The 16,643-nt window shown below is 70.3% G+C and carries 17 protein-coding genes, 1 tRNA gene and 1 pseudogene; 11 read left to right on the forward strand and 8 right to left on the reverse strand.

Going from position 1 to position 16,643, the window contains the following annotated elements; translation table 11 throughout:
• Window positions 1-37: 37 nt before the first annotated feature.
• Window positions 38-511, forward strand: a pseudogene (locus ACIP63_RS19370) (ATP-binding protein); the annotation flags it as partial.
• Window positions 512-549: 38 nt separating this feature from the next.
• Here the strand turns inward: ACIP63_RS19370 and ACIP63_RS19375 are convergent.
• Entirely contained in the window at window positions 550-1,182 is a 633-nt protein-coding gene (locus ACIP63_RS19375) for a GDSL-type esterase/lipase family protein (RefSeq protein ID WP_401517111.1), read from the reverse strand.
• Between the two features lie 110 nt (window positions 1,183-1,292).
• Window positions 1,293-1,454 carry a hypothetical protein gene (locus tag ACIP63_RS19380; protein ID WP_383562831.1) on the reverse strand — a complete coding sequence of 54 codons (162 nt, stop codon included), beginning with the start codon at window positions 1,452-1,454 and terminating at the stop codon, window positions 1,293-1,295.
• Between the two features lie 161 nt (window positions 1,455-1,615).
• Between ACIP63_RS19380 and ACIP63_RS19385 the strand changes: the two genes are divergently transcribed.
• Window positions 1,616-1,688, forward strand: a tRNA-Trp gene (locus ACIP63_RS19385).
• Between the two features lie 46 nt (window positions 1,689-1,734).
• Here the strand turns inward: ACIP63_RS19385 and ACIP63_RS19390 are convergent.
• A complete protein-coding gene (locus tag ACIP63_RS19390; RefSeq protein WP_104782565.1) occupies window positions 1,735-2,145 on the reverse strand; it encodes an organic hydroperoxide resistance protein in 411 nt (136 codons plus the stop codon).
• 109 nt (window positions 2,146-2,254) lie between these two features.
• Between ACIP63_RS19390 and ACIP63_RS19395 the strand changes: the two genes are divergently transcribed.
• The 3 genes from ACIP63_RS19395 to ACIP63_RS19405 all read left to right on the forward strand — a co-directional run bounded on the left by ACIP63_RS19395 (window position 2,255) and on the right by ACIP63_RS19405 (window position 4,718).
• Window positions 2,255-2,734, forward strand: coding sequence for a MarR family winged helix-turn-helix transcriptional regulator (locus tag ACIP63_RS19395; RefSeq protein WP_401517112.1), 480 nt, complete (start codon window positions 2,255-2,257; stop codon window positions 2,732-2,734).
• A gap of 97 nt (window positions 2,735-2,831) precedes the next feature.
• Window positions 2,832-3,665, forward strand: coding sequence for a PP2C family protein-serine/threonine phosphatase (locus tag ACIP63_RS19400; RefSeq protein WP_401517114.1), 834 nt, complete (start codon window positions 2,832-2,834; stop codon window positions 3,663-3,665).
• Between the two features lie 63 nt (window positions 3,666-3,728).
• Window positions 3,729-4,718: an MASE1 domain-containing protein gene (locus ACIP63_RS19405; protein WP_401517116.1), complete on the forward strand. Its 990-nt coding sequence runs from the start codon at window positions 3,729-3,731 to the stop codon at window positions 4,716-4,718.
• Between the two features lie 39 nt (window positions 4,719-4,757).
• On the opposite strand, the gene ACIP63_RS19410 is transcribed toward ACIP63_RS19405, so the two are convergent.
• Window positions 4,758-6,047: an FAD-binding protein gene (locus tag ACIP63_RS19410; protein ID WP_401517117.1), complete on the reverse strand. Its 1,290-nt coding sequence runs from the start codon at window positions 6,045-6,047 to the stop codon at window positions 4,758-4,760.
• Window positions 6,048-6,376: 329 nt separating this feature from the next.
• Here ACIP63_RS19410 and ACIP63_RS19415 point away from each other — a divergent pair, with 329 nt between their 5' ends.
• The 4 genes from ACIP63_RS19415 (at window position 6,377) to ACIP63_RS19430 (ending at window position 10,737) form a co-directional block, all read left to right on the forward strand.
• Window positions 6,377-6,571, forward strand: coding sequence for an antitoxin (locus ACIP63_RS19415; protein ID WP_401517119.1), 195 nt, complete (start codon window positions 6,377-6,379; stop codon window positions 6,569-6,571).
• A 206-nt stretch (window positions 6,572-6,777) separates the two neighbouring features.
• Entirely contained in the window at window positions 6,778-8,364 is a 1,587-nt protein-coding gene (locus ACIP63_RS19420) for a sigma-70 family RNA polymerase sigma factor (RefSeq protein ID WP_401517121.1), read from the forward strand.
• A 138-nt stretch (window positions 8,365-8,502) separates the two neighbouring features.
• Window positions 8,503-10,335 (forward strand): FUSC family protein, encoded by a 1,833-nt coding sequence (locus ACIP63_RS19425; protein ID WP_401517123.1) that lies wholly within the window; start codon window positions 8,503-8,505, stop codon window positions 10,333-10,335.
• Window positions 10,336-10,359: 24 nt separating this feature from the next.
• Window positions 10,360-10,737 (forward strand): VOC family protein, encoded by a 378-nt coding sequence (locus ACIP63_RS19430; protein ID WP_401517125.1) that lies wholly within the window; start codon window positions 10,360-10,362, stop codon window positions 10,735-10,737.
• 42 nt (window positions 10,738-10,779) lie between these two features.
• On the opposite strand, the gene ACIP63_RS19435 is transcribed toward ACIP63_RS19430, so the two are convergent.
• The 3 genes from ACIP63_RS19435 to ACIP63_RS19445 all read right to left on the reverse strand — a co-directional run bounded on the left by ACIP63_RS19435 (window position 10,780) and on the right by ACIP63_RS19445 (window position 13,624).
• The gene (locus ACIP63_RS19435) at window positions 10,780-11,121 is read right to left on the reverse strand and encodes a hypothetical protein (RefSeq protein ID WP_401517127.1); all 342 of its coding nucleotides are present in this window, start codon (window positions 11,119-11,121) and stop codon (window positions 10,780-10,782) included.
• A gap of 36 nt (window positions 11,122-11,157) precedes the next feature.
• On the reverse strand, window positions 11,158-12,888 hold the full coding sequence (gene ctaD / locus ACIP63_RS19440; RefSeq protein ID WP_401517128.1) for a cytochrome c oxidase subunit I: 1,731 nt from the start codon (window positions 12,886-12,888) through the stop codon (window positions 11,158-11,160).
• 184 nt (window positions 12,889-13,072) lie between these two features.
• Window positions 13,073-13,624 (reverse strand): glycoside hydrolase family 25 protein, encoded by a 552-nt coding sequence (locus ACIP63_RS19445; RefSeq protein ID WP_401518248.1) that lies wholly within the window; start codon window positions 13,622-13,624, stop codon window positions 13,073-13,075.
• A gap of 191 nt (window positions 13,625-13,815) precedes the next feature.
• Between ACIP63_RS19445 and ACIP63_RS19450 the strand changes: the two genes are divergently transcribed.
• Window positions 13,816-14,475, forward strand: a complete 660-nt coding sequence (locus tag ACIP63_RS19450) for an NADPH-dependent F420 reductase (RefSeq protein WP_401517130.1) — start codon at window positions 13,816-13,818, stop codon at window positions 14,473-14,475.
• A gap of 67 nt (window positions 14,476-14,542) precedes the next feature.
• Here ACIP63_RS19450 and ACIP63_RS19455 read toward each other — a convergent pair whose 3' ends face one another.
• Complete coding sequence (locus ACIP63_RS19455; protein ID WP_401517131.1) at window positions 14,543-15,892, reverse strand: radical SAM protein; 1,350 nt, start codon at window positions 15,890-15,892, stop codon at window positions 14,543-14,545.
• Between the two features lie 144 nt (window positions 15,893-16,036).
• Between ACIP63_RS19455 and ACIP63_RS19460 the strand changes: the two genes are divergently transcribed.
• Window positions 16,037-16,582: an SRPBCC family protein gene (locus ACIP63_RS19460; protein WP_401517133.1), complete on the forward strand. Its 546-nt coding sequence runs from the start codon at window positions 16,037-16,039 to the stop codon at window positions 16,580-16,582.
• Window positions 16,583-16,643 lie beyond the last annotated feature (61 nt).

Genomic DNA, 16,643 nt, shown 5'->3' on the forward strand with positions numbered 1-16,643 from the left:
CATTGCGCCGGGCTTCGACGGAGGGTTGTCAGCGCTCATGCACGCGGAGAACACGCGACGTCACGGAGCGGCAGCGCCCGTGCCCGGTCCTGCCGCGAGCGGCGCGGATCCGCACGAGGAGCTGGCCCGGGACCTCGGTATCGAGGCCCCGGGCTTCACCACACGGGGCCTGGGGGCGGATCCGGAGAGCCTGCGGCAGGCGCGTGCGTTCGTCCGCGACGCACTCGAACGCTGGGGCCTGGGCTCCTGTGCGGACGATGTCGCTCTCGTCGCGGGCGAGTTGGTGAGCAACGCCGTCTGCCATGGGCTGCTGCCCGCCGAGCGGTCGACGGCCCGGCTCGGCCTCGCGCGCCAGGACGGTGCGCTGGTCTGCGCGGTCAACGACCCCAGCCCCGAGGTGCCCGTACTGCGCCCGGCGGACGAGTCCTTCGAGCGCGGCCGGGGTCTGCGCATCATCGACGCGCTGAGCAGTTCCTGGGGCTGGTCACGGCCCACCGGGGCGGGCAAGACGGTCTGGGCCAGGGTTCCGGTCCTCCGGCCCCCGGCGAGCTACAGCCCCGCCAGAGCCGTCCAGGCCTCCGCCAGGACGGAATGCCCGAGCGGGGTCGGGTGGACTCCGTCACCGGCGATGTACGCGGCACCGCCGGCGGCGCGCGCCGCCTGGTTGAGCAGCCCGTCCGCCGCCAGCAGCGCGGCGTCGAACTCCTCGGCCAGCCTGCGGACCGTCTGAATCCTCGGGTCGAGATCCTCGCGCCAGGCCCACTGCTCGTGCTGTACCGGCACGAGGAAGGGCTCGACGAGGATCAGCTGGGCGTCCGACTTCTCCCGGACCTGGGTGAGGATGGCGCGGTAGTCGTTCTCGTACGCGCCCACCGGGGTGACGGTCCCGTAGAAGTAACGGTGATAGGTCTCGTTCACGCCGATCAGGACCGACACCACGCTCGGCTCGAGGTCCAGGGCGTCCTCACGCCACCGAGCGCGCAGATCCGAGACGCCGTCGCCGGCGACGCCCCGGTTGAAGAACGTGATGTCACTGCCCGGAAGGGCGGACCGCACGTGTTCGGCGGCCATCCGGGCGTAGCCGTTGCCCAGGGGGCAGTCCCGTTCCAGCAGCCGTCCCGCATCGGTGATGCTGTCGCCCTGGAACAGGACGGTTGCCGAGCGGTGCAGGCTGATGGTCACGCGGGCTCCGGTGGGTAAGGATCCAGGGGTCGACGGAGATGATCCTGCCCCAGGAGATCCAGCTTGATCCGGACCGGGCCCGCGGGAATCCGGCGTGGTCCGGACCGGACTCAACGGGCGGCGGCCGGGGCACGCACCGCGCTGAAGTCGAGCGCGCTCTCCACCTCGAGCAGCGTCTCCTCGGCCACCCGCCGGACCTCGGCCGGAACGTCGCCCTGTTCCTCCACCAGACCGGCGTAGATCGGCGCGTCGGATGCCTCTGTGAAACTCACGTGAACTGCCTATCGATCGGTTATGCCCGCCAATCAGCGGAAACGGGAGCCGAGTGTACGCGTTCGCCTCCGGCCCTCGGGGGGCGGACCCCGGGAACGGACCTGGTCCCCGTAAAACCGGTTGTCGCCGACGGGTACGGCTGCGAGGCTGATCACACCGAAGGGGTGTAGCTCAGAGGCCAGAGCGCCGGTCTCCAAAACCGGATGCCGCAGGTTCGACTCCTGCCTCCCCTGCCGGACCGGTCTCCCCGCCCGATGACGGGCGGGGAGACCTGGTCCGCTATTCGATGACGAGCTCGACGTCGATGTTCCCCCGGGTGGCCTTGGAGTAGGGGCAGTACGCGTGCGTCGCCTCGACCAGGCGCCGACCGGTCTCCCCTTCGAGCGCCTCAGGCAGTTCGACGCGCATGACGACCGCGAGGCCGAAACCCGAATCGTCCTTGCCGATCGAGACCTCGGCCGTCACGGAGACGTCCTTGGTGTCGACCTTCATCTCACGGGCGACCGAACTCATCGCACTGGCGAAGCACGCGGCATATCCGGCGGCGAAGAGCTGCTCGGGGTTGGTGCCCGCCCCGTTGCCCCCGAGAGCCGGCGGCAGGGCGAGCGCGAGGTCGATCTGTCCGTCGGAGCTCACCGCCCGGCCTTCACGGCCGTTGGCGGTGGCGGCAGCGGTGTACAGCGCGTCCATGGGGTGACCTTCTCTCGTACGACGGTGACCGCGGCCCGGCCACCCCATAAGAGTGACACACAATTCAATTGTGCACAACTCAATGGCGCCGACAAGCTACCCTGGTCCCATGAGGCCACCATCGACCCCCGCACCCGGGCTGACCGATCTGCCGGACACGGAACTGCTCAAGCTGGACCACCAGGTCTGCTTCTCGCTGCAGGCGGCCTCCCGCGCCTTCGGTGGCGTCTACCGGGAAGCGCTCAAGGACCTCGGGCTCACCTACCCGCAGTACCTCGCCATGATGGTTCTCTGGGAGCACGGCCCGCTCCCGGTCAAGACCATCGGCGAGCGGCTGCACCTGGACTCCGGCACGCTGTCGCCCCTGCTGAAGAGGCTGGAATCGGCCGGCCTCGTCAGGCGTGAGCGCAGCCCGGAGGACGAGCGGTCGGTCACGGTCCACCTCACCGGTGCCGGGACGGACCTGCGCGAGCGCGCGCTGCCCGTCCCCCGCTCGATCCTCAAGGCCACGGGCCTGTCCGTACAGGAGGTTCTGGGCCTGCAGGAGACCCTGTGGCGGCTCACCGCCTCGCTCGGCCGGGCCGGCTGACGGGCCCCGGGCGTCAGCTACCGGGGGCCGTGCCAGCGCTCGCCGGAGTTCCGGAGCCGAAATAGGATGCAGGGACTATCGCAACGCGGAGCGGCCCATGAACCGGCGTCGAACTCCCCGGTCGGCGAGCGCCGAGGACCTGCTCAGCACCTTGCAGCATCTGACCGCCCGTGCCAGGGAAGAGGTGGAGCTGCATCAGGCCCGCGTCGAGCTGGCCCAGGCCCTGCAGCGCAAGATGCTGCCCGCGACGCTGCCGGTCTTCCCGGGTCTGCAGACGGCGGCTCGCTACGCACCCGCCCGGGACGGCCTGGACATCGGCGGCGACTGGTACGACGGCTTCGTGCTGCCGGACGGGGCGCTCGGCCTCGCCATCGGCGATGTCCAGGGACACGACGTGGAAGCAGCCGCCTTCATGGGGCAGATCCGCATAGCCATGCGCGCCATCGCCAGTTCGGCGGCCGATCCCGGTGAGGTGATGGGCCGTACGAACGATCTGGTCCTTTCGATGGATTCGACGCTCTTCGCCACCTGCTCGTTCCTCCGGCTCGACCCGAGGACGCGGGAGCTCCGAAGTGCCCGCGCGGGCCATGTCGCGTCCGTATGGGCGACGGCCGACGGGCGCTCGGGCATCACCGCCGACGCCGGCGGGCTCCCCCTCGGTATCTCGATGCGCCAGCACTACCCCGTCACCCGGCGTGATCTGGACGTGGCCGGTGCGTTCGTCCTTCTCACCGACGGGGTCATCGAAGGGCCCTCGCTCTCCATCGACGACGGGCTGGACCGGATCAGGCGCCTGGTGAGCGCCCACGTCGGCGCCGACGCCGAGGAGCTGGCGGACCGGGTGCTCCAGGCCGCGGTGTTCACAGGTCATGAGGACGACGCGGCCGTGCTCGTACTGCGCCACGATCGCCTGTCCCAGGACCCCGGGTAAGCCGGTCCCACCCCCGCGCGTGTCACAACGGCTCGCCGTCACCGGCGGTGTCTTATGAGATGCGTGATCCGCAGCGAGGAAACCCGACGCCGAGCCGTGATCGTTCTGCAGATGCTGGGCATCGTCGCCGCCTATTACGCGTCCGGACAGCTCGGTCTCCTCAGACAGGTCGAGGTACAGGGCTCGATCGTCAGCCCGCTGTGGCCGCCCTCCGGAATCGCCCTCGCCGCCCTGCTGTACCTGGGACCACGGATCTGGCCGGCGATCGCCGTCGGGGCGCTCCTCACCGTCATCTCCATGAGCGACGGGTTCACCTTCTGGGGGCTCGCCGTCGCGGTTGGCAGCTCCCTGGCCCCGCTGTGTTCCTTCCTGGCTCTGCGCGTGGTGGGGTTCCGGACGGAGCTGGACCGTCTGCGCGACGGACTCGCCCTGGTCTTTCTGGGTGCTCTGGGCGGCATGATCATCAGCGCCACCGCCGGCAGCGGGGTCCAGCTGCTGAGCGGGGGGCTGTCCGCCTCCCAGTTCTGGCCGGTCTGGTCGGCCTGGTGGGCGGGAGACGCGATGGGCGTGCTCATGGTCACGCCGCTGCTGCTCGTCCTGCGCAAGGCGCGCCTGCCCAGGACGGACGACCGGTGGGCGGAGGCGGTGGCGCTCGGCGTGGTCGCGGTGGTGGCGGCGACTGTCGCGACGAGAAGCTCGCTGTCCATGATCTACCTCGTCTTCCCGGTGCTCGTCTGGGCGGCGCTCCGCTTCCAGCTGGCCGGCAGCGCCCCCTGCGCTCTTCTGATATCCGTCATGGCGATCATCGCCGGCACCGAGGGGGTCGGACCGTTCACCGGCCACTCCGTGCTCGAGATCATGCTCAACCTGTCCATCCTCAACGGCTGCGTGGCGCTCACGGCGCTGCTGCTCGCGGCGATCGTGACCGAGCACAACAACATCCGCCGTGAGACGGAGCTCGCGTGCGATGAGCTGGCCGCTCTCGTGGAGGAGCTCGCGCCGGGACCGTCACAGGGACGCCGGCCCGGCGGACCGCCGCCCGGCTGGAGGTAGGTCCCCCGTCCGGACCAGGCCGGACGGGAGCCCCGGGCGTCAGCCGTTACGGGGGAAGTGGTCCACCAGGAAGTCGTTGCGGAACGTGCCGGCGGGGTCGAGCCGCTCGGTCAGCTGCTCGAAGTCGGCGTAGTGCCCGTAGAGCTCGCGGAGCGCACCCGGCGGGGTGCTGAAGACCTTGCCCCAGTGCGGCCTGGCCCCGAAAGGGGCGAGCGCCTCCTCGATGGCCCCGAGGACCGGCGTGACAGCGGCCGTGTCGGGCACCCAGGTGAAATGGAACGCCACGGAGTCCCTCCCCTGTGCCGGGCTCAGCCACAGGTCGTCGGCGGCCACCGTGCGGATCTCACCTATCTGGAGGAGCGGCGCGAACTGCTGCCGGATCCGGTCGAGGGCCTCGTAGGCCGCCACCGCGTCGTGCCGGGCGACGAAGTACTCCGACTGGAGTTCCTCCCCGTTGCTCGGCGTGAACTCCAGGCGGAAGTGAGGGAGCCTGGCGTGCCAGGGGCCCGGGACACCTTGCTGCTGTGTGCAGTGTTCCGCCGCCACCCCGGGGACCGGGTGCCTCGCGCCTTCCGCGAGCGTCGCGCCGAGCCACCGGTGCGGAGCGGTGCGGGGGCCGTCGCCGCCGACACGCCGCTTGAGCCACACCTGGTCGATCGGACCGCCGTGCCAGCCGGTGAAGAGGCTCACGCTGTAGGCCTCGGACATCACCTCGTCGAACCGGCCGAGCAACTGCTCCTGCGGGAGCCCCTCGTACACCCACTGCTGGATCTCGAACGCGGGCACGAGGTCCAGGGTCAGCCGCGTCACCACCCCGAGTGCGCCCAGGGAGACCACCGCGCCGTCGAAGCCCGCGTCGCCCCGCTCCAGCGACAGGATCTCGCCGTCGGCGGTGACGAGCTCCAGCGCCCTGACGGCACCGGGCAGGGAGCGGTTTCCCACGCCCGAACCGTGCGTGCCCGTGGCGCACGCTCCCGCTACGGAGATATGGGGCAGCGAGCCGAGGTTGTGCAGGGCGAACCCGCCTCGGTGCAGGGTGCCGGTCAGCTCCCCGAAACGCAGACCGGCGCTCACCGTCGCGGTACGCGCCTCCCGGTCGATCTCGATGGAGCGAGGCAGGCCCGCGACGGATATCAGGGCGCCGTCCGTGTCGGCGACGGCGTTGAAGGAGTGCCCGGTGCCCAGCACCCGGACAGCCGTCCCCGCGGACACGATGTCCTGGAGTTCGGCTACGGAGGAGGGGGTGTGCAGCTGCTCCGCACCGAAGGTGATGTTGCCCGCCCAGTTCGTCCGGCGGGCGGACGGGGCGTACACCGAATGATCGATCATGCCTCCGGAGCTTACGCTCCGTCCGCCTCTGGCTCAGGGTTTGCGTCCCACCCCGCTGACGGCGGGGCTCGGGCTCAGTACGGCAGGGGCCGTCCGGACGGTGTTCGCAGGTCCAGCGGGGGCGGCCCCGTGGGGGGCTGCGGACGGCGGACGATCTGGATGCGGCCCACGGCCACCACCTCCTCCTGGTAACCCGGTATCTGCCCACCCAGCCGCCCTTCACACGTCGGACGGCCCTCAGGCCCGTCCGGCGGCGCTCGCGGATGCGGACCGGGCGATGTGCGGTGACCCTTGACGAGTGGGGGAAGCCGACACGAGGAGGATCCGCCATGTCCGCGCTGGACAAGATCAAGAAGATGCTGAAGGGCCACGAGGACCAGGCCGGAAAGGGCGTCGACAGGGCCGGAGACATGATCGACGACCGGACGCAGGGCAAGTACGGCAAGCATGTCGACACAGGCCAGGACAAGCTGAAGCAGCAGTTCGGCGCGGACCGCGACCAGGACAACCCGCCCCGCTCCTGACGGCAGCGCGTCGGGCTCGTCGTCCGACCCCATCCCGGTGCCCGGCCCGGTGACGGTTCACTCCGTCACCGGGCCGGGCACGTGGCGTGTACGGATTCCGGAGCGGATATCGAGCACCTGACCGGATTCCTGTTATCGTCCCCGCCGCACGGCGTCTCCCGAGTGTGGGAAGTGACGGATCAGGATCCCGGAAGAGTGAGCACAGCATGGGCGAGACACGCGAGACGGCGCTGATCAAGGCCGCGCAGAAGGGCGAACCCGAGGCGCAGGACCGGCTCGTCGCGTCCTACCTGCCGCTGGTCTACAACATCGTCGGACGGGCGCTCAACGGGCACGCGGACGTCGACGACGTGGTCCAGGACAGCGTGCTGCGTATGCTCCGCGGCCTGCCCTCCCTGCGTACCCCGAAGAGCTTCCGGTCCTGGTTCGTGGCCATCACCATGAACGAGATACGCGGGCACTGGCGTGAGCGCAGGAGCGGGGAGATATCCGCGGACCGGATGGACGACGCGTACGACGTCGTCGATCCCGCCGCTGACTTCGTCGGGCTGACGATCGTCCGGCTCGGTCTGACGGGCCAGCGCCGGGAGGCCGCCGAGGCCACGCGGTGGCTCGACGAAGAGGACCGCGAGCTGGTGTCGCTCTGGTGGCTGGAGACGGCGGGAGAACTGTCCAGGGCGGAGGTCGCGAGCGCCCTCGACCTGTCCCCCCAGCACACCGCGGTGCGTGTCCAGCGGATGAAGGAGCGCCTGGAGGCCTCCCGCGTGGTGGTACGCGCTCTGGCGGCGGACCCGCGCTGCGTCCTGCTCGATGATCTGACGGCCCACTGGGACGGGGTCCCGTCCGCTCTCTGGCGTAAGCGTCTGGCGCGCCACGCGCGGGAGTGCACGGTGTGCGCCGGGCACCGGTCGGGGCTTGTCCCGCCGGAGGGTCTGCTGGTGGGCCTGGCCCTGGTCCCCGTGGCGGCGTCCGTGGGCGGACCGGCGGCGGAGCTCCTGCCGGCGGCGTTCCTGCCCGCCGCGGCCGCCGTGTCCGGCCCCGGGCGCGCCGAGCGCCGGAGGGACGGCGTGAGACGGCGCCGGCGCACCACGGTCGTCGCCGGCCTGGCCGCGGTCGCGGTACTGGGAGGCGGCGGGGCCGCCGTCCACCTCTACACGGACGACGAGGGCGAGGACCCGGCGACCGCCGTGGCTCCGCTCACCGGCCCCTCCACACCCGTGACCACGCCCCCGTCGTCGCCCTCCTCCCCCGCGCCCTCGCCCTCCTCGGTGTCCCCGTCGCCTTCGGCGACCACGTCTCCATCCGCGTCCAGGAGCCGGAGCGCCACCCCCACTCCGGTGAAGACGCAGAGGCCGCGCACGCCCTCCTCCGAGCCGGCTCCGGCCCCTGCCCCGAAGGCTTCGTCGGCGCCGTCGGCGGCCGAAGAGGTCATCGCCCTGGTCAACAGCGAGCGGGCGAAGGAGGGGTGCGCACCGGTGAGCGACAACAGCCTGCTGGCGAAGGCCGCTTCACGTCATTCGGCGGACATGGTCGCGCGGGACTACTTCTCCCACACCTCTCCGGACGGCACGGACCCCGGGGCACGCATCACCGCCGCCGGGTACCGGTGGAGTACGTACGGCGAGAACATCGCGAAGGGCCAGCCGACCGCCGCGGCGGTGATGGACTCCTGGATGAACAGCTCCGGCCACCGGGCGAACATCCTCAACTGCGCCTTCAAGGAGATCGGGATCGGCAGGGAGGACTCGTCCGGCGGCCCCGTGTGGACCCAGAACTTCGGCGCCGCTCTCTGACATCCCCGGTCCGGAACACCGTCATGTCACGGAAACGGGCAGGTAGCACAGCCTCCACGTAAGGGATCTACGCTGGGCAGGAGCCCAGGCCGAAGGTGTCCGCAGGCGATCTCGTCCTTCCACGCGGACAGGAGCACGGTGCCCACGCCTTCTCTTCTTGCCGGCCGGCTTCCCCCTTGGCTCGCCCATGTGCTGCGCGCCCAGCGCGGACCGGTGCCGTGGAACGCGGTACTGCGCGGGGCGCTGGCCACCCTGCCGTTGTTCGTGACGGTCCTCGCCGAGCGGCCGACCGCCGGCGTCCCCGCCGCCCTCGGCGCGATGCTGGCCGGCATCAACGACCGGCCCGGCAGCCGCCGCTCCTCCGTTGCCCGCCTGGGGTTCCCCGCACTGGCGGGGGCGGCGGGTCTGCTGCTCGGCACGGTGATCACGGCGGCCGTCGGCGGTGGCCGGTCCCTGGTCGTCCTGCCGCTCCTGTTCGGGCTGCTGGGTCTGGTGGCGGGGGCGGTCAGTTCCACGGGGCCCGTCGCGTCCGCGTGCGGCACACAGGTGCTGGTCACGGTCGTGATCGGGGCCGGCATGCCGTTGCCCGAGCCCGGCCCGGTGCGCGCGCTGCTGTTCCTCGCCGGTGCGGGATGGCTCCTCCTGCTGCGGCTGGTCCTTCCCTCGCCGGGCAGCATCGGCAGCGGGCCGTACCGGCTCGACGGGGAGCGGGAGGCGGTCGCCGCGGTGTACGAGGCGGTGGCCGGGCTCCTGAGGACCACAGGCGGCCCGGGGGCGCGCGCGGGGCGCGCAGCGCTGAGTGCCGCGCTCGACCAGGCGCAGGACGCTCTGTCCGGGCCACGGCTGCGGCGTTACGCGAGCTCCGCGGCGGAGCGTCGGCTGCACGCCCAGTACGCGGCGGCGTTTCCGCTGGCCGAGGCGGCGACCGCGCTGGCGTGGGCCGGGGCCACGCTGCCGGACAGGATCGTGGAGGGCCCCCGCAGCCTGGCGGCCGCGGTGCGGACCGGCGGCCCGTGCGGGCCGTTGGCGGCTCCGGCCCGTACGGATGCCGGGCTGCGGGCCCTGGACGACGCCCTTCTGCGGGCCGCGGCGGCCTTCGACCGCCCCGTCTCCGCGCCGCCGGGCAGGCGCGGAGCACGCTCGTACGCGTGCGTCCTGCGCCGCGCGTGGAGTGCGGCGGGGCGTGAGTACGGCCTTCGGGTCGCGGTGTGCTGCGCGACCAGTACGGTCGTGGCGCAGTGGCTGCACCATGACCACTGGTACTGGCTGCCCGCCACCACCGTGTTCCTCGTCAAGCCCGATCTCGGACCGCTTGTCTCGCGCGTGGTGTGCCGGGCCGTAGGTACGGTCGTGGGCGCCGCGGTCTTCGGTGGCGCGGCCCTGCTGGCGTCGGGCCCGTACCCTCTGGTCGCGGCGATCGCGCTCTGCGGCGCGCTTCTTCCTGTGGCCACCCGTCACTTCGCCGTGCAGACGGCGGTGGTCACCGTCCTCGTGCTGTCCCTCGTCGTGCTGGGCGGTGAACCGCCCGCCTCGTGGGGGCGGGTGGTGGAGTCCCTCCTCGCCTGCGCGACGGTGCTGCTCGTCGGGCACCTCCCGCTGCCGGGCCGGCGGGGCAACGCCGTGCGGGTCGCTCTCGATACGGCGGTGGGAGCGGCGCACCGCTATCTCGGGCATGTCCTGGAAGCCCGGGAGGACCACACCGGAAGGGCGGCGCTGCGCCGGGACGCCTACCGGTCGCTGGCGGCCGCCCGCGCGGCGATCGAGCTGTCGGCGGCCGAACTCCCTCCGGTGGCCCGGCACTCGGCCGGCTCGGAGAGTGTGGCCGGCGTACTGGAAAGGCTCATCGACACCACGACGGCGTGTGCGGTGCAGTTGGAGCACCCGGCTGACGAATTGCCCTCGCCCCACTCCGAACTGCTCGCCGCGCACCTCTCCGAGCTGGACCGGGCATGGGCGGTCCCCGCCCGGTGAGCGCGGGTTCCTAGGATGCTGCGCATGATCGCTGAATTGCAGTGTGTGGTGTTGGACTGTCCCGATCCGGCGCGCCTGGCCCGGTTCTACGCGGCCTTGTCCGGAGGGGAGGCCGACCGTCCCGACGAACGGTGGGCCCTGGGTGAGGACTGGGCGACGGTGCACACTCCGGCCGGGCTCGTGTTCTGCTTCCAGCGGGTCGAGGGGTATCTGCCGCCGAGGTGGCCGGACCCCGCTCACCCTCAGCAGTCCCACCTGGACTTCGGTGTCCCGGATCTGGACCGTGCCCAGGAGCAGGTGCTCGCGCTCGGGGCGACGCTGCTGGACCGCGGGGACGGCGCACGTGGCTGGCGTGTGTTCGCGGATCCGGCGGGGCATCCGTTCTGTCTGCTGCGCCACTGACCTCGGGTGCCTGGATCATGAGGCAGGCACCCGAGGCCGGGGTCAGCGGCCGATCAGCGTCAGAGCGGCGCAGGTGCCGCCCACCGTGCCGACGGCCAGGACGGACAACGCCACGCAGCGGGCCCTGAGCCGGTCGTAGCGCGCGGTGTACTCACCCCGGAGTTCGTGGGCACGGCCTGCGATCCTGGTGAGCGTGTCCCGGCAGGCCTCGATCCTGTCGGCCACGTAGACGCGCTCGACGTCCTCACGCTGGGCGGTGGTGAGCCAGGGCAGCGCGTCGGTGAAGCGGCGGGCCTGTCGGCGGGCCTCCTCGACCTCGGCGTTCCAGAGCAGGTAGCCCTCCACCTGAGCCAGGCCCCGGGTGCTCTCCTTGTCCGGCTTCACGCGGTCCTCCTCTCCTCGGCCCGTCACTCCGGGGGTCTACGCCTGCTTGTCCCCGGGAGCCACGGTGACCGATTCGTGCGGCCGGTTCGCCGCGTCCTCGAGCGCTCGGATCGAGGGGTAGTGCAGGTCGAACGCCGGCGACTCGGAGCGGATCCGTGGAAGCGTCAGGAAGTTGTGCCGCGGGGGCGGGCAGGACGTCGCCCATTCGAGCGAACGGCCGTAGCCCCAGGGGTCGTCGACCGCGATCCTCTTGCCGTACTTGGCGGTCTTCCAGACGTTGTACAGGAACGGAAGCATCGACAGTCCCAGCAGGAACGAGGAGATCGAGGAGACCGTGTTCAGGGCGGTGAAGCCGTCGGCGGCGAGGTAGTCCGCGTAGCGACGCGGCATGCCCTCGGCACCGAGCCAGTGCTGCACCAGGAAGGTGCCGTGGAAGCCGATGAACAGCGTCCAGAAGGTCATCTTCCCGAGCCGCTCGTCGAGCATCTTGCCGGTGAACTTCGGCCACCAGAAGTGGAACCCGGCGAACATCGCGAAGACCACGGTGCCGAAGACGACGTAGTGGAAGTGCGCGACGACGAAGTACGAGTCGGAGACCTCGAAGTCCAGCGGCGGCGAGGCCAGGATCACGCCGGTCAGACCACCGAAGAGGAAGGTGACCAGGAAGCCGACCGACCAGAGCATCGGTGTCTCGAAGGACAAAGACCCCTTCCACATCGTGCCGATCCAGTTGAAGAACTTCACACCGGTCGGCACCGCGATGAGGAATGTCATGAAGGAGAAGAACGGCAGGAGCACACCGCCCGTCACATACATGTGGTGCGCCCACACCGTCGCGGAGAGGCCGGCGATGGCGATCGTCGCAGCGATCAGGCCTACGTAGCCGAAGATCGGCTTGCGGCTGAAGACCGGAATGATCTCGGAGACGATGCCGAAGAACGGCAGCGCGATGATGTACACCTCCGGATGGCCGAAGAACCAGAAGAGGTGCTGCCAGAGCAGCGCACCACCGTTGGCCGCGTCGAAGATATGTGCGCCGAATTTACGGTCGGCCTCCAGCGCGAGCAGCGCGGCGGCCAGGACCGGGAAGGCCAGCAGGACCAGGACACCGGTCAGCAGGACGTTCCAGGTGAAGATCGGCATGCGGAACATCGTCATGCCGGGGGCGCGCATGCAGATGATCGTGGTGATGAAGTTGACCGACCCGACGATCGTGCCGAAGCCGGAGAAGGCCAGACCCATGATCCAGAGGTCCGCGCCGACGCCCGGGGAGCGGACGGAGTCCGTGAGCGGCGTGTAGGCGAACCAGCCGAAGTCGGCCGCACCCTGCGGGGTGAGGAAGCCGGCCACGGCGATCAGCGAGCCGAAAAGATACAGCCAGTAGGCCAGCATGTTCAGCCGCGGGAACGCCACGTCGGGCGCGCCGATCTGCAGCGGCATGATCCAGTTCGCGAACCCTGCGAACAGCGGCGTCGCGAACATCAGCAGCATGATCGTGCCGTGCATCGTGAACGCCTGGTTGAACTGCTCGTTCGAGACGATCTGCGTACCCGGACGGGCCAGCTCGGCGCGCATGACGAGCGCCAGGACACCACCGACGAGGAAGAAGGCGAACGAGGTGATCAGGTACAGCGTGCCGATCGTCTTGTGGTCGGTGGTGGTCAGCCAGTTGATGACCACCTTCCCCGGCTGCCGACGCCGTACAGACAGTTCGTCCTGGTAGGCGGCATCGGCTTCCGCCGATACTGAGGGACCCCTCGTCGTCACTGCGGCACTCCTTCGGTCGACGGCCGATTGCGGACTCGGCGACCAGGATGGACTCCCCGCGGGGACGCCGCAGGTCATCTCCGCGCACACTGCACCAGTGGCTGGCAAAGGACACTCCACTGGCCGATGGCCGGGAACGGTGTGTTGACGATCGCGCCGGGGTCCACGGGAGCGCGGTCCGCTCTCAAGCCGAGGCCCAGTCCCGCATCGCCTTCCGTGTGGGGAAGTCGGCCACGTTCTTGTCGAGCGGGTCGTCTGTGTACTGATGGATGCGCCACTCCGCTTCGATCCGTGGTGCGGCGGCCTTGCCGTAGTCGGCGATCCAGAGTCCGTCGCCGGCGTACGAGCTCGTGTCGTGGTTGAGCCAGAAGGAGCGGTTGCAGTACAGCAGCACTCGGTGGTGGGGCCTCAGCCTCTTCACCTCCCGGATGAAGCGGTCCTTGTCCGCGCTGCTCGCGTGCGTGCCCTCGCCCGTCTGTTCCCAGTCGACGGCGAGGAGGTCGCCCTCCTTCTCCGGCGTCTTGCCGAGGAAGTAGTCCGCCTGCTCCTTCGCGTTTCCGGGCCAGAGGAAGTGGTAGAAGCCGACGATGCAGTCGGCGTCCCTCGCGCGCTTCACCTGGCTCTTCAGTCTCGGATTCACATAGGAGCGGCCTTCGGTCGACTTGACGAAGACGAAGTCCGAGCCGTCCGTGTCGTAGTCCGTCTGAAAGGCGCTGACATCTACGCCGTGCAGCACGGGCGCCACCTCCAAGTGGGGCATTGCGGTTCCGTTTCTCTCCCCCATACGTGCCCACCCGGGGTCCTCCCATCCGTCACCCGGGTGCTGAACCGATTCGGCACTCCCGGAATAGCCTCCGCACCCCCCGGGTTGGTGATCCGTCGAGACCCTTTCACTCCAGGCACTCGGCATCGGAAGGTCGGATTTTCATGAAGATCGGCATCATCGGGGCGGGCAACATCGGCGGCAACCTCACCCGGCGTCTCACCGCGCTGGGACACGACGTGTCCGTCGCGAATTCCCGGGGGCCCGAGACGCTCAAGGACCTCGCCCAGGAGACGGGTGCAACAGCTGTCACGGCGGCGGAGGCGGCGCGGGGAGCACGGATCGTCGTGGTGACCGTTCCGCTCAAGTCGGTACCCGACCTGCCCTCGGGCATCCTCGACGGAGCGACCGACGACGTCGCCGTTATCGACACGGGCAACTACTACCCGCAGCAGCGTGACGGACGTATCGCGGCCATCGAGGACGGGCTGACGGAGAGCCGTTGGACCGAGAAGCAGATCGGCCACCCGGTGATCAAGGCGTTCAACGGCACATACGCCCAGGACATCCTCGACAAGGGGCGGCCCCAGGGCACGCCTGGCCGGCAGGCCCTTCCCGTGGCGGGCGACGACCCTGCGGCCAAGCAGGCGGTCCGGGACCTGATCGACCAGTTGGGCTTCGACACCGTGGACGCGGGCGGCATCGACGAATCGTGGCGCCAGCAGCCGGGAACGCCCGTCTACGGGAATCAGGGCGACGCCGACGCCATCAAGAAGGCGCTGGCCGACGCCTCCCCGGAACGCACCGCCGAGTGGCGGGCCTGACCGCCGCGAGGCGGCCGCGCCGCCCGCCTGCCGGGGCGGCGGCGCGGCGCGGACACCGAAGGCGGACTCAACTCTCAGGAGGGAGACTGTCCATGAACGAGCTGACCGAGAACACGGCCCGGCCGGCGCCGGCGGGACCGTATCCGGGCGGTGAGGACAGGCCGTACTCCTCCATGGTCGAGCGGTAGGCGTCGAGCAGCCTGATGTGGTACTCGAGCGGCGCACCGTCGGGGTTGGTCTTCCCCAGGGGTGTGGTGGGCTCCGGGCACCAGGTGGTGAAGCGCGGGGTGATGCCGTGCGCCATGAAGAAGCGAAGACCCTCGGTGGTCGAGGCGATGGCCTCGTCGACGGTCGTGAAGCCGAAGGGCTCGGCCATCTCCACGCCTGCGACGAAGTTCGGAATCACGTTGCGTGCGCCGAAGACATCGGCCGAGTCGAGAATGCGCCGGTGCCACTCGTCCCGGCCCACGTAGCGCTCCTTGCCCGGGCAGTACAGCTCGAAGAGCCGCCGGTCCCACACCTCGTAGTTCGGGTGGTAGATCTGCACGCCGTAGTCGTGGAAGCGCTGGACGTCGGCCTTGGGCAGCGCCTGGGCCACGACCTTGCCGGTCCAGCGGCCGGGGAAGCGCTCCTCGATGGCCTTGGCGTACTGCCCGTAGAAGTCGGCCTCGTCGCGGCCCTGGATGTGGGAGGTGATGGCCCCACCGGTGAGCGTGTAGGCGGTGGTCGTCCGCGCGGTGTCGTGGCGGTCGATGATCGCCAGGGCCTCCAGCACCTCCTCGACGTCCTTCACCCCGGTGTAGGGGCGGCCCGCCGCCTTGTGCTGCCGCCAGTTGTGGTTGATGTCGCAGTACTGGCACTCCTCCTTGGCGCCGAAGTACTGGCAGACCCGGAAGACCGTGAGGTAGATCAGATAACCCCACTGGATGGTGGGCGCCACCTCCATCACGGACTTCCCGTTGGCCAGGGTGTGGCGGTAGTAGTCCGGCATCGGGGGCAGGCCCACGTCGGAGATGCGGACCCCGTCGAGATAGAGCCCCAGGACCCCGTCGGACCCGGCTGCCACCCGGTACGGAGAGGCGGGGTTGACCCGCACCGACACCACCGTGCGGCGGAGGTCGTAGGGGCCGCCGGTGAGCACGATCTCCTCCGGCGGTCGGCGCAGTGCGGCGGCTCCCAGTTCTGGGAGGGTGCTGTGGTCGAAGGAGAAGATGAAATACGACTTGGGTTTGATGTCCCCGTGCTCGTTGTCGCTGAGTGCGGAGTCGTCGAACGCCATGCCGCCGCGCAGCAGATCCTCCTTGAGCACGGCCTCTCTCGGCACATGGGGGAACCGCTCCATGAGCTGCTCCACCAGACGCGTCCTGTCGCCGGTGACGGCGGTGCGGGTGGTGCCGGGTTCGCTGGGGCTTGGCATGTGCGGGCTCCTCGGGTCCGGTGTCCTGGACGCTGTTGCGTGTACGCCACACTGTCCAACGAAGCAGCGCCTTCAAGCGTTCGCAGATGATCCGCCCGGCCGGTGCGAGACGACCCGGCCGGCCGAGGACTAGGAGTACCCCTCATGCCCCGCACCATGTCCGTATCGGACAGCATCCTGATCCGGGCGGCACCGTCGGCCGTGTACGAACAGTTGAGCGATCCCACGGCGATGGGGCGGTGGAGTCCGGAGAACCGGGGCGCACAGGTGCTCGGGGGCCGCCGGGGGGCTCACGTCGGCATGGTCTTCGAGGGCCGCAACAAGCGCGGGTCCTTCCGCTGGACCACCAGGTGCACGGTGACGGCCGCCGACCCGGGCGAGCGGTTCGCGTTCCGCGTGCACGCGATCGGGGTGCGGCGTCCGCGGCTGCCGGGTGCGATCGCGCTGTGGGAGTACCGCTTCGAAGCGGTCGACGGCTCCACCCGGGTCACGGAGACCTGGACCGACAACCGGCGGGCATGGCCGGACTTCCTCGCCAACGCCTTCGACCGCGTCGCGACGCGGGGGCATACGTTCGCGGAATTCCAGCGCGGGAACATCCGTACGACCTTGGAGCGCCTCAAGGCCGCGATGGAGCAGGACGACGCGGCGGAGTCCGGCCTCGTGGAGGACGGCCCGCACCAGGGGTGAGAGGCCGGTGCGGTCGTCCGGTGGGACCCACACCGGCCGGCCGTGCTCGCGAGCTCGGCGG

The sequence above is a fragment of the Streptomyces sp. NPDC088746 genome, assembly GCF_044751065.1.
GTDB lineage: Bacteria > Actinomycetota > Actinomycetes > Streptomycetales > Streptomycetaceae > Streptomyces.

Excerpts from the sequence above, each read along its gene's own strand:
- ACIP63_RS19450 (WP_401517130.1), top strand. The coding sequence starts at position 13,816 with ATGAAGATCGGCATCATCGGGGCGGGCAACATCGGCGGCAACCTCACC.
- ACIP63_RS19410 (WP_401517117.1), bottom strand. The coding sequence starts at position 6,047 with ATGATCGATCATTCGGTGTACGCCCCGTCCGCCCGCCGGACGAACTGG.
- ACIP63_RS19390 (WP_104782565.1), bottom strand. The coding sequence starts at position 2,145 with ATGGACGCGCTGTACACCGCTGCCGCCACCGCCAACGGCCGTGAAGGC.
- ACIP63_RS19460 (WP_401517133.1), top strand. The coding sequence starts at position 16,037 with ATGCCCCGCACCATGTCCGTATCGGACAGCATCCTGATCCGGGCGGCA.
- ACIP63_RS19400 (WP_401517114.1), top strand. The coding sequence starts at position 2,832 with ATGAACCGGCGTCGAACTCCCCGGTCGGCGAGCGCCGAGGACCTGCTC.
- ACIP63_RS19420 (WP_401517121.1), top strand. The coding sequence starts at position 6,778 with ATGGGCGAGACACGCGAGACGGCGCTGATCAAGGCCGCGCAGAAGGGC.
- ACIP63_RS19415 (WP_401517119.1), top strand. The coding sequence starts at position 6,377 with ATGTCCGCGCTGGACAAGATCAAGAAGATGCTGAAGGGCCACGAGGAC.
- ACIP63_RS19430 (WP_401517125.1), top strand. The coding sequence starts at position 10,360 with ATGATCGCTGAATTGCAGTGTGTGGTGTTGGACTGTCCCGATCCGGCG.
- ACIP63_RS19455 (WP_401517131.1), bottom strand. The coding sequence starts at position 15,892 with ATGCCAAGCCCCAGCGAACCCGGCACCACCCGCACCGCCGTCACCGGC.
- ACIP63_RS19395 (WP_401517112.1), top strand. The coding sequence starts at position 2,255 with ATGAGGCCACCATCGACCCCCGCACCCGGGCTGACCGATCTGCCGGAC.